At 34.5% G+C, this 13,066-nt stretch carries 6 protein-coding genes; 5 read left to right on the top strand and 1 reads right to left on the bottom strand.

All coding sequences use genetic code 11. The features are described from left to right. Window positions 1–211: 211 nt before the first annotated feature. The 4 genes from exaC to ACA31_RS12185 all read left to right on the top strand — a co-directional run bounded on the left by exaC (window position 212) and on the right by ACA31_RS12185 (window position 10,213). Window positions 212–1,732 (top strand): acetaldehyde dehydrogenase ExaC, encoded by a 1,521-nt coding sequence (exaC, locus tag ACA31_RS12200; protein ID WP_057513592.1) that lies wholly within the window; start codon window positions 212–214, stop codon window positions 1,730–1,732. A gap of 216 nt (window positions 1,733–1,948) precedes the next feature. Then, complete coding sequence (locus ACA31_RS13145; protein ID WP_082587079.1) at window positions 1,949–7,705, top strand: Ig-like domain-containing protein; 5,757 nt, start codon at window positions 1,949–1,951, stop codon at window positions 7,703–7,705. A 158-nt stretch (window positions 7,706–7,863) separates the two neighbouring features. Next, window positions 7,864–9,033, top strand: coding sequence for a YbfB/YjiJ family MFS transporter (locus ACA31_RS12190; RefSeq protein WP_057513591.1), 1,170 nt, complete (start codon window positions 7,864–7,866; stop codon window positions 9,031–9,033). A gap of 205 nt (window positions 9,034–9,238) precedes the next feature. Then, entirely contained in the window at window positions 9,239–10,213 is a 975-nt protein-coding gene (locus ACA31_RS12185) for a tRNA dihydrouridine synthase (protein WP_057513590.1), read from the top strand. Between the two features lie 70 nt (window positions 10,214–10,283). On the opposite strand, the gene ACA31_RS12180 is transcribed toward ACA31_RS12185, so the two are convergent. Beyond that, window positions 10,284–11,480 carry an MFS transporter gene (locus ACA31_RS12180; protein WP_057513589.1) on the bottom strand — a complete coding sequence of 399 codons (1,197 nt, stop codon included), beginning with the start codon at window positions 11,478–11,480 and terminating at the stop codon, window positions 10,284–10,286. 271 nt (window positions 11,481–11,751) lie between these two features. On the opposite strand from ACA31_RS12180, the gene ACA31_RS12175 reads away from it, so the two are divergent. Next, window positions 11,752–12,930, top strand: a complete 1,179-nt coding sequence (locus ACA31_RS12175) for a M23 family metallopeptidase (protein ID WP_057513588.1) — start codon at window positions 11,752–11,754, stop codon at window positions 12,928–12,930. The last annotated feature ends 136 nt before the right edge of the window (window positions 12,931–13,066 follow it).

Below are 13,066 nucleotides of genomic sequence, written 5' to 3'. Positions count from 1 at the left end.
AACTAGCCCTTGAAGTGTTAAGCTTCAAGGGTTTTTTTAACGTTAAATTCAATATATTTTCATCTAATAAGCAAAACTACTACAAAGTGTACGCTTTTATTATTCCTTCTTATAAAATATCATTTATTTCTCATATACAATTTAAAATTATATAAGAAAGCGCTTACTTTATTTTCTTAAGGGTATAAAACCAAATAAAGGAGGTATTACAATGATATATACAAATCCAAATAAAGAAGATGCAAAATATAAAGTGAAATCGAAATATGCTAATTTTATAGGTGGAAAATGGACTGAACCACAAGAAGGAAATTATTTTGATAATATTTCACCAGTTACAGGTGAAAGTTATGCCAAGATACCAAAATCCACACAAAAAGATGTTGATTTAGCAGTTAAAGCTGCTCAGAAAGCACAAGTCGAATGGGGTAAAAAATCATTATCTGAAAGATCACAATTATTATTAGATATAGCTGATCGTATTGAAGAAAATTTAGAATATTTAGCAGTGATAGAAACTTTTGATAATGGTAAACCAGTGAGAGAAACACTTACAGCAGATTTACCATTAGTAGTAGATCATTTTAGGTATTTTGCAGGTGTGGTTCGCGCCGAAGAAGGCGGCATATCACAAATAGATAATGATACGGTTGCATATCATTACAAAGAACCATTAGGCGTAATTGGACAAATTATCCCTTGGAACTTCCCTTTACTTATGGCAACTTGGAAGATTGCTCCAGCGATTGTAACAGGTAATACAGTGGTACTTAAGCCTGCAGAGCAAACACCAGTATCGATTCTACATTTTATTGAAGTGATAGAAGATATTTTACCAGAAGGTGTGCTCAATATAGTAAATGGTTTTGGAGATGAAACTGGTGAAGCGCTAGCTACTCATAAAAATATAAATAAAGTTGCATTTACAGGTGAAACGACAACTGGAAAAATTATTATGAAGAATGCCAGTGACAATGTTATACCGGTTACACTTGAACTGGGCGGTAAATCACCGAATATATTTTTCAAAGATATTATGGATGAAGATGACGAATTTTTAGAAAAAGCTGTAGAAGGCTTAGTCATGTTTGCGCTAAATCAAGGTGAGGTATGTACATGCCCTTCAAGATCGCTTATTCATGAAGACATCTACGAAAAATTCATAGCTTTATGTATAGAAAAAGTTAATAAAATAAAATTAGGAAATCCCTTAGATGAAACAACAATGGTTGGTGCACAAACTTCAAATGAACAACAAGAAAAAATAAAAAAATACTTAGATATTGGTAAAGAAGAAGGCGCTGAAATTCTTGTGGGTGGAAATGTTAGACAAGAAAACGAGAATTTAGAAAATGGCTTTTATATTGAACCAACGATATTCAAGGGCGACCAAAGTATGCGTATTTTCCAAGAAGAAATATTTGGCCCGGTATTATCTGTCGCAACTTTTAAAACAAATGAAGAAGCTCTAGAAATGGCGAATGATACTATCTACGGTCTTGGAGCAGGCATTTGGACGAGAAATCAAAACATTGCGTATCGTATTGGCAGAGGAATTCAAGCAGGACGTGTATGGGTTAATAATTATCATACTTATCCAGCGCATGCTGCTTTTGGCGGGTACAAAATGAGCGGTATCGGACGTGAAAATCATTTAATGATGTTAGATCATTATCAACAAACTAAAAATTTACTTGTAAGTTATGATACAAAACCAACAGGTCTATTTTAATGAAAAAGAAATAAATAAAATGAGAAATTTAAAACTATTGCGCTAATGCGTGATAGTTTTTTTGTTGTTACTAAAAATATTTATAATCGTATATTTTCGTAAACCTAATAAATAATTTTCTAACTTAAATTTTATATTTAAATTCAAATAAAACTCTTAAAAAAATAATACGATTGTGATATTGTATTAAACGACTAATATTAATGGAGGAAACCAATGAAAAACAATCATGATTTAACAACCAATAGAAAGAATAAATATGCTATTAGAAAACTTTCAGTTGGAACAGCGTCATTATTAGTGGGGAGCGTATTAGTATTCGGTTTATCTAACGATGCGAATGCAGCAGAAAACGAACTTCCAAAAGATACCAAAGCACTCAGTACCAATTTGAATGAAAAGGATAGATACTTAGCTAATACAGAAAAAACAAATAGTAACGAACAAGAGGTAATTTACGATTCTTCTGAAAATGATGATATTCAGAAAAATGATTTAAAAGCTAGTAATAATACTTTAGAGCAAAGTATTATTCAAAGTAAACCAATGGTTGATCATACAGCTGAAATTGAGACAAGCAATAAAGAAGAAGTAGCTGTAAATACTATAGAAAGTAAGAGCACTGACAAAAAAGAAAGTAATACAAATGAGACTAATGTAATTGAAAAAGAAAACGAAGAAAATAGCGAAATTATAAAAACCGAAAATAAAAAAATTAATAATGTTGATGACGCATCTCTAAATTACGAGGAGAGACAAACAAGTGATGTAGCAGAGGAAAATACAATAAAACCAAACGATGCGCAATCTATGCAAACAAAAGATGTTAATGGTTATATAGCAAATAATACTAGTAATAAAATAAAAGCAAAAGATGAAGTAAATACACAAAGAGAAAATACTAATTCAGCTAATGCGAACACTTTCTCAGATAGAAGTGAAAGTGCAAGAGCACTGAATACAAATGAATCAAATAATAACGTTGCTAAAGTGAGAAGGGCTCGTTCAGTCATAATTAGAAAAAAATCAGCCAGAGCAATGACAGAAGACAGTTCTTTGGAAACATTAGAATACTCAGATAATTATACATTCCAAACATTAATTTTTGATCCTAGCACATTAACAAGAAACGATGTTTCAAATAGTAAAATCATTCCCTTTGAAATTCATAGATATTTAACCGGGGCAAATTCAGGAGATAGATATAAAATAAATTTACAACTAGACCCAGTGATCGCTGACCATGTGACAAGAATTACTGTTAATCCTGCTGGTCGTACATCACCAGTAAAGTTAGTTAGATTAGCTAATAAACAAGGTGAATTGACTAACATTTGGCAAGTTAATTTCATTAGAGCAAATGGAGGTTTATTTGGTGGTGCAGAAATATTATCGCAATATACAGCCACTGGAGGACGTATAGAGCTTGACACTACTGTTAAAAACATCTTGAATAGTATGGAAAATAAAAGAGATAAGTTAAATTATCTAATATATGTTAAAGACGATTTTGAAAATAAAAAAATACAAACTTCAGAAACGAGTGGTTATTTTTTAACACCATCAGATACGGAAATAAATAACATCACCCCTTCTCAATCTAATAATGCCAATAATGCATTTAAAGCAAGTAGTGGAACAGTACAATTTGATTCTACAATCGGTAATTTCGGTGGTGCAATCATAGATCAGCAAATATTAAAGAATGGAATATTTAACTATGGTGGAAGAATACTTGATCTTGGGCTAAATAAACAATGGGCATATCATTATCAAATAGATCCTATTTTATTACCATATATTTCTTCAATAGAGTTACATAAATATGATTTTAAAGGTGTAAATGGTTTCGATAAGAAATATTATAAAGAAAACAAAGTAGCAACGCTTTCTGTTGATACAAGTGGTAGAGGGAGTATTACAGATACTGATTTAAATCAACTCATAGAATTTAATAATTCATTACCAGAAACTGTAGGTATTAGAATTGTAATTATATATAATCAAAGCCCTAATAATATATTGTCTAGAGGTGCTTCATATGATGCAAACGGGAATTTAATAACTAGTACGACCCGAGTAAAAGAAGATTTTGCTTTTAATGGTTATTTAACAGATAGAAAGGGAGGAATGATTGCTAATACTTTTGGAGCTTCAACGTACTATATTCAAGATATAGATAAAGATGGTTTGACGGATAATTTTGAAATTCATAAATCTCATTCTGATCCATTTAACGGTGATACAGATAGAGATGGTAAAAATGATGGAGACGAAGTTTTAAGATATCAGACCTCTCCATTAGTAGGCAAGCCTATTGTAAAAGATATCACAACAGAGGATACCATTATTAAAGGTGAGGTCCCATTAGATCAATATGCAGCAAATCAAAAAGTAAAAATTTCAAATGCAAATGGCAGAGTAATAAGTCAAGGTGCTGTCAATAGTAATGGTACATTTAGCTTAAACGTGTCGAAATTGACACCTGGTACTTATAAAGTGGCTATAGCCTCGCCTAACTATCGAAATGATGAGGTAAATACATTTAAGGTAATTGATATAAAATCATTTTTAAAACCAAGTATTGCCCCAGTTAACAATCAAAGTACAAGCCTTCAAGTCAATGGTGTTGGAGGATCTACTATTGTAGTCAAAGATAATAATAACAATGTCATTGGAAAAGCGGTGTTAGGGGACGGCGAGACAACAAAAGCGTTGCAGTTGACCCAACCACTTAAAGCCGGAACAATTTTGACTGCTACTGCTACAAAGAATGGGAAAACTAGCAATTTATCAGATCCAGTAACTGTGGAAGATGTAACAGCACCAAACGCACCAACGGTGAATGAAGTCACAAGTGAAAATACGCAAGTAACCGGAACAGGCGAACCATGTTCGACGATAACAGTTAAATTTCCAGATAGGAGTGTGGTAACCGGAACAGTAGATGGCCAAGGCAACTACGCAATAGATATTCCAACAAATGTGAATTTAGTAGGAAACGAAGAATTGGTTGTCACATCAACAGATGGTGCAGGCAATGTATCACCGGAAACGCGAATGACTGTTATAGATAAGACGGCACCCGTAGCACCGACGGTGAATGAGGTTACAAGTGAAGGCACGCAAGTAACAGGAACAGGTGAACCAAACTCAACAATCACGGTTAAGTTCCCAGATGGAAGTGTGATAACAGGAAAAGTAGATGACCAAGGCAACTACGCAATCGATTTACCATTAGATAAGCAAATAAATGGAAACGAAGAGTTAGTAGTGACATCAACAGACCCATCAGGTAACGTATCGCAAGAAACAAGATTTACTGTTACAGATAAGACGGCACCCGTAGCACCAACAGTGAATGAAGTAACAAGTGAAGGCACGCAAGTAACAGGAACAGGTGAAGCAGGTTCAACAATTACGATTAAATTCCCAAATGGAAGTGTGGTAACTGGAACAGTTGATAATCAAGGCAACTACGCAATAGATATTCCAACAAATGTGAATTTAGTAGGAAACGAAGAATTGGTTATCACATCAGCAGATGCATCAGGCAATGTGTCACCGGAAACAAGATTAACGGTTAATGATACGACAGCGCCATTAGCACCAACGGTGAATGAGGTTACAAGTGAAAGTACACAAGTTACGGGAACAAGTGAAGCAGGTTCAACAATTACGATTAAATTCCCAGATGGAAGTGTGTTAACAGGCAAAGTAGATGATCAAGGGAACTATGTGATCGATTTACCATTAGATAAGCAAATGAATGGCAACGAAGAGTTGGTTATCACATCAACAGATGCATCAGGAAATGTGTCACCAGAAACAAGATTGACAGTTAAAGATACGACAGCACCCGTAGCACCAAAGGTGAATGAGGTTACAAGTGAAGGCACGCAAGTAACAGGAACAGGTGAAGCAGGTTCAACAATTACGATTAAATTCCCAGATGGAAGTGTGATAACAGGAACAGTAGATAATCAAGGGAATTATGTGATCGATTTACCAGTAGATAAGAAATTAAATGGAAATGAAGATTTAATCGTTACATCAACAGACGCATCAGGTAACGTATCACCAGAAACAAGATTGATGGTTAAAGATGCGACGGCACCTGTAACACCGACGGTGAATGAGGTTCCAAGTGAAGGCACGCAAGTAACAGGAACAGGTGAAGCAGGTTCAACAATTACGATTAAATTCCCAGATGGAAGTGTGATAACAGGAACAGTAGATGATCAAGGGAATTATGTGATCGATTTACCAGTAGATAAGCAAATGAATGGAAACGAAGAGTTGGTTATCACATCAACAGATGCATCAGGCAACGTATCACCAGAAACAAGATTAATTGTTACAGATGCGACAGCACCCGTAGCACCAACGGTGAATGAAGTGACAAGTGAAGGTAAACAAGTAACAGGAGCGGGTGAACCAGGTTCAACAATAACAGTTAAATTCCCAGATGGAAGTGTAGTAACAGGTAAAGTAGATGATCAAGGGAATTACGTAATTGATATCCCTATAAATGAAGATTTAGTAGGCGATGAGGAATTAGTAGTAACATCCACAGATAACGCAAGCAATGTATCACCAGAAACAAGATTAATTGTTAAAGATACGACGGCGCCAGAAGCACCGACGATGAATGAAGTGACAAGTGAAAATACGCAAGTAACCGGAACAGGAGAAGCAGAGTCGACGATTACAGTTAAATTCCCAGATGGAAGTGTAGTAACAGGTACAGTAGATAATCAAGGCAACTACGCAATTGATATCCCTACAAACGTGGATTTAGTAGGGGATGAAGAATTGGTAGTGACATCAACAGATGCATCAGGAAACATATCACCAGAAACAAGATTGACAGTTAAAGATACGACAGCACCCGTAGCACCAACAGTGAATGAAGTAACAAGTGAAGATGCACGAGTTACTGGAACAGGTGAAGCAGGTTCAACAATTACGATTAAATTCCCAGATGGAAGTGTGTTAACAGGCAAAGTAGATAATCAAGGCAACTACGTAATAGATATACCAACAAATATAGATTTGAATGGAAATGAAAACCTCATAGTGACATCAACAGACTCATCAGGTAACGTATCATCAGAAACAAGAATGACTGTTAAAGATACAACAGCACCTGAAGCGCCGACAGTGGATGAAGTAACGAGTGGAAGTAAACAAGTTACAGGAACGGGCGAACCAGGCTCAACAATAACAGTGAAATTCCCGGACGGAAGTGTAGTAACAGGTGAAGTAGATGACCAAGGCAACTACGCAATCGATTTACCAGCTGATAAACAATTAAATGGAAACGAAGAGTTAGTAGTTATATCAACAGATGCATCAGGTAACGTATCGCCAAAAACAAGATTGATGGTTAAAGATATGATAACACCAGTAGTGCCAACGGTGAGTGGAGTAACGACTGGATCTACGCAAATTACAGGTCAAGCTAAACCGGATTCAACAATTATAGTGCATTTCCCAGATGGAACCATCATAACAGGCACGGCTAATAATCAAGGCAAATATGTAATTAATATTCCAGCTAATGTCAATGTGAAACCTGGGGATAAAATACAAGTGTCAGCAGTTGATAAGAGAGGTCATATGACTAGAACAACAATTATCGTGGGTGACAGTAGTACTTCAACATCAAAACAATTGGCTGTTCACAATAAACCTAGAAATAATAATGGTTCTAGCAATAAATTAGGCTTGACTGGAAATGAAGCACAAGATGAAGAACAAAAACGAAATATAAATAGCAGCAACAAACTTTCAAATCTGAATAATTACAAAAATAAGCTTGATAACTCAGATAATGAAAAAGTTAATAAATTGCCTGATACGGGTGAAAGTGAGAACCAAGACAATGGATTATTAAGTTCATTATTAGCTATGATTGGTGCGTTATTATTAATTGGAAGACGCCATAAAAATAAGGAAAATCATCAATAAAGATTAATATTATAGTATTACAAAATAAGTAAGACGGAATGCGCTTTAGATAGAGCTTCCGTCTTATTTTTTACTATATAATTTCTTAACGATATGCCATTTCTAAAAATATAACTTAGGCGTATAATGGAATAATTAATAAAGAAAGGTGTGGGAAAATGCAAAAAGCTTATCGGCAACTCATATTAGGGATGATTTGTTTGTTTATTGTGATGGCAATTGGTCGTTTTGCATACACACCTATTATGCCTTTTATGCAACAAACTGGACATATGGATAATCAAAGCGCAGGATTACTGGCAACTATTAATTACTTAGGTTATTTAATTGGAGCAATTATCCCAATATGGACAGTTATGTTTAGCAAGGTTACAGATTTAAAAATTTATTTACTAATCAACATAGTTTCAACAATATTGATGGGACTGTTTGATCATTTTACATTATGGATTATTTTTCGTTTAATCGCAGGTATCACGAGTGGAACAGTTTTTGTCTTAGCTTCAAATGTGACACTTGAAGCATTGAGAGTAGCGAACAAGGGCCGTATATCAGGTATGCTTTATAGTGGTGTGGGTTTAGGTATTTTCACAAGTAGCATATTTGTTTTTTTATTCACTACAGAAAATAATTGGAAGACAACTTGGATTTTACTCGGTATTTTTGCTTTAATTATGGGAAGTTTTGTGTTTTTTGGTATGCGTCAAAATTCAAATGTTGAAAATGAAATACACAACTTAAATGAAAAAGAAGATAAACCAAAGGTTAAGTTGAATAAAAAATTTATTTGGGGATTTTCAATAGCGTATTTTTGTGAAGGTGCTGGTTACATCATTACAGGAACATTCTTAGTAGCAATTGTTAAATCCATACCTGAGTTTGCAGATTATGCAGCGTTAAGTTGGATGTTTGTAGGATTGGGAGCTATTCCATCTACGATTTTATGGTCTATGATGGCTGAAAAATTAGGGCACGATAAAGCAACGAATCTAGCATTTATTTTACAAATTATTGCCGTAATATTGCCTGTTTTTTCAGAAAGCATGATGAGTTTAGTGATAAGCTCTATTTTATTTGGTGCTACGTTTCTTGGTTTAACGACATTGTTTATGTCTAAAGCGCAAACGTTAATGTTTCAAAGTAATAGTAAAATAAATTTAGTTGCTTCATTAACGGTTATTTATAGTTTGGGACAAATGATTGCACCAGCACTTTCTGGTGTATTAATTGGTGATTCAGGAAATTATAATGCAGCACTGATTTTCGCGTCTATTATACTTTGCGTTGGACTATTAAGCAGTATGTATAGTTATAGAGTCACAAATTAAATGATATATTCAAATACAGTGTCATCAAAAAAGAAAAATGATTTAAAGCATTAAATAAAAAGTTACAAGAGTTATATAAATGTACAGAAGTACTCTATGCAGGCTTTTTACCAGTCATAATACTTTTGTGTAAATTGACTTTTTATGGTAATATCGTCTTGGATAAAAATTCGAGATAATAATAGATAAGAAGGTTTAAATATATATGAAAGAAAACTTTTGGCGTGAATTACCGCGTCCATTTTTTGTTTTGGCACCAATGGAAGATGTTACAGATGTTGTTTTTCGTCACGTTGTCAGTGAAGCAGGTAGACCTGACGTTTTCTTCACTGAGTTTACAAATACAGAAAGCTTTTGCCACCCTGAAGGTGTACATAGTGTACGCGGACGCTTAACATTTACTGAAGATGAACAGCCTATTGTCGCTCACATTTGGGGAGATAAGCCAGAGCACTTCCGTGAAATGAGTATCGGTATGGCAGAAATGGGCTTTAAAGGTATCGATTTAAATATGGGCTGTCCCGTGCCGAACGTTGCAACGAAAGGTAAAGGTTCAGGTCTAATTCAGCGTCCTGAAACTGCAGCTGAAATTATTCAGGCAGCTAAAGCAGGAGGTCTGCCGGTAAGTGTTAAAACTCGACTCGGCTATTCTGATATCGATGAGTGGAGAGATTGGTTGGCACATGTATTCGAGCAGGATATTGCGAACCTGTCGATTCACCTTCGAACGCGCAAAGAGATGAGTAAAGTTGATGCCCATTGGGAATTAATCGGAGAAATTAAAAAGGTTCGTGATGAAATTGCACCGGAGACATTGTTAACGATTAACGGAGATATACCGGACAGAAAAACAGGGCTCGAACTGGCAGAGAAGTACGGTATTGACGGCGTAATGATTGGACGTGGGATTTTCCAAAATCCACATGCATTTGAAAAAGAACCGAGAGAACATACGAGCGAAGAGCTTTTAGTTCTGTTGAGACTTCATCTTGACCTATTCGACAAATATACAAAAGAAGAAACGCGTCAGTTTAAACCATTACGCAGATTCTTTAAAGTATACGTACGCGGCATCAAAGGCGCAGGTGAACTGAGACATAAGCTGATGAGTACGAGTACAACATATGAGGTACGGACACTACTTGATGAATTTGAAGCACAAATAGCACCTATGGAATAACATTAATAGACTTGGACAACAGTGATGAAGAAATAAAAAAACGGCTTAAAAATCTTGATTTTAAGATTTTTTAAGCCGTTTTTTGTTTGATTGTTAATGAAATAATGAATGCGATAACCATGAAAACTGTGATCATCAATACAACACCTGACCACTGTATCAGCCCATAGAAAATACCTGCTAATGTACCACCAATAGATGAACCCATGTAATAAAATAATAAATATAAACTGGATGCTTGTGCTTTATGATGTTCAGCACGGCTAGCAACTACGCCACTTGCTATCGCGTGACCACTGAAAAATGCATAAACACTGAATGCCAATCCGAGTATTTTAAAAACTAAAAAAGGTAAAAGTGTAATCCAAATACCGACAATTAATAGTAAGATACTAAATTTTAAAGCATTTAATGTACCTAATCTAGAACGTAATTTTGCATTTAATATAGAAGATATCATACCAATTAAGAATAATAAGTAAACAAAGCTAATAATACTCTCGTGTAATTGATAAGGTTTAGCTGCTAACACAAAGCCGATATAGTTAAAGGCAGCGATGTTACAACCTAATAGTAGAAATCCAATCATAAAAGGTTTTATTAAACGGATGTTTTTCATATGTTGACTATAGCTCAATATTAATGCTTTAACAGAAAAGCGTTGCTTCTCAAAATGTTGAGATGCTGGGAGTAAAAAAGAAAATAATATTGCTGCGATAACACTAATGACAGCAATAGAGAATAAGCCAACTTGATAACCATAGATACTTGAAATAAATCCAGTGAATATTCTACCAAACGCCCCCCCAAATGCATTGCCACTAATATAAATGCCCATTGCCTCGGGTAAACTATGTGCAGAAATTTCTTCTCCGATATACGCCATAGCGATAGATGGTAAGCCTGCTAAACAGATGCCTTGTATGAGTCTAACAAGTAAGAAGGTGTTGAAATCTGTAATAAAGGGTTGCACTAGTGCTAATAACGACACTGAAATCACAGAAAAAATCATAATAGGTTTACGTCCAATTACTTCTGATATTGCACCAAAAAATAACATGGAAAAAGCTAATGTCAGGGTTGCTGACGACAGTGCCAAACTTGCAACAGTTTCACTTACATTAAATGATTGTGTGAAATGGGGTATCAATGGTTGAACACTATAAAGAATTGAAAAAATAGTGAATCCTGAAATGAACAGAGCAACGATAATTTTAATATATGCTTTTGAACCCCTATTTACATAGTTATTTTTCAAATCCTCCATTGTATGCCCCCTTTTATTTTTAATATATCTATAGTATCACGTAATAAATCACATAAAAAACATATTAGTTGTTTAAAAAGGTGTAATGCTATGATTTTTACATCATCGAGAAGTGGTTATATTTTAATATATACTATAAATAGAATTTTCAAAAAAATTACAGGTGTCTCAAATCAATTACCAATAAATTAAAAAGCAGTTTCTGCTATTCTCTTTATATAATTTCTTTGCTATTGTTAGGTAAGGAAAATTTTGGGAGGATTTATTAATTATGAAAAAAATCGTTACAGCAACAATTGCTACATTGTCATTGGGAGCAGTGGGCATAGCACAGTCAGACGCAGAAGCATCAGAGAATAATCAATCAGGTACGCAATATTCAAGTAACCAATCTACAAATGGTATGTTTGAATATGGATATATTGATAAAGATAATAGTGGGAATTATCATCATACATTAGATGGAAACTGGGATCAATCAATGTTTGATCAACATCAATATTATTTTTACTTAATTGATGAAGAAGGAAATTACCATTATTACTATTTCCCTATGAATGATCAAGGTGCAAACTCAACAAATACGAATGCAACAAATGCATATAATGATAACAACTATAGTGCTGATAAAAGTCATGAAGCTGTTCAAAAGAGTAGCTATGATGTAAACGAAGCACCAGCTCAATCACAAGAAACACCACAAAGTTCTAATAATGAAGTTTCTGCTCAAACTTCATCACAAGAACAAAGCACAACAACTAACGACAACGCATCAAATAATAACGCAACGTATACACAAAATAATACATCATCAAACGGAAACTATGATAGTAGTTATACGCGCAATGACGGTAACGGTATTGAAGATGTAAAACAAAATGCAACATCAAATAACGTAGAGAACACAATAAATGAACCTACTACAGAACCAACAAACACAAACAGTTCTAATGAAGTACAAGTAACGCAGCAAGAAGCAGCATCTTCATCAGAAGCTTCAAGCAATAATACAACAACAAATAACAATACATCATCAAACAATAATAGCAGCACAAATTCATCAAACTGGTTAACTAGTAATAGTCAATTGCAACCATATGGTCAATATCATGGTGGCGGTGCACATTACGGTGTCGACTATGCAATGGATGAAAACACGCCAGTTTATTCATTAGCAGATGGTACTGTTGTACAAAGTGGTTGGAGTAATTATGGTGGCGGAAACCAAGTTACAATCCAAGAACAAAATAGTGACAACTATCAATGGTATATGCACATGAATTCATTGAACGTTCAAAAAGGTGACCAAGTTAAAGAAGGACAACAAATCGGTGAGTCAGGTAGCACTGGTAACTCTACTGCACCACATTTACACTTCCAACGCATGGAAGGCGGAATTGGTAACGGTTATTCGGTAGATCCAACTTCATACGTAAATTCAAAAGCATAAATTAAAAATAAAACGTTCTTGAAATTCTGTTATAGAATTCAAGGATGTTTTTTTATATTAATATGTAGAATTAATAAAGAATATTTGAAATATCTTTAATACCATATCATACTTGCATTAAATTTAAATTGAAGAG

It is taken from the genome of Staphylococcus sp. NAM3COL9, assembly GCF_001431205.1.
In the GTDB taxonomy this organism is placed as follows: domain Bacteria; phylum Bacillota; class Bacilli; order Staphylococcales; family Staphylococcaceae; genus Staphylococcus.
This window is presented reverse-complemented; position numbering and strand designations above follow the sequence as displayed.